Below are 259 nucleotides of genomic sequence, written 5' to 3'. Positions count from 1 at the left end.
CATGCGCCGGTACTCCTCGGGCCGCACCCGCCCCGGCCCGGTCCAGGGGCGGGACGCGAACAGCAGGTCGTCCGCCTGCCCGCCGACCAGGTCACGCAGCGCCGCCGACAGCGTCCGCACCCCGGCCGCGCCCCTGGGCCGGGCGGCGAGCGTCTCCACGGCCAGGGCGAACAGCGCGTCGCCCGCGAGGACGGCCGGCCCGGTGCCGTACGCCTTCCACACCGCCGGACGCCGCCGCCGGTCCGCGTCGCCGTCCATG

1 protein-coding gene is annotated in these 259 nt (G+C 80.3%); it reads right to left on the bottom strand.

Annotated elements, in window-relative coordinates:
* Positions 1 to 259, bottom strand: a 259-nt coding sequence (locus tag G3I53_RS04205) for a polyprenyl synthetase family protein (protein ID WP_203616674.1), incomplete at both ends; no start/stop codon positions are given.

The sequence above is a fragment of the Streptomyces sp. SID14436 genome (assembly GCF_010548465.1).
GTDB lineage: Bacteria > Actinomycetota > Actinomycetes > Streptomycetales > Streptomycetaceae > Streptomyces.
Note: the sequence above shows the minus strand (reverse complement) of the source record. Positions and strands in the feature narration are given on the sequence as shown.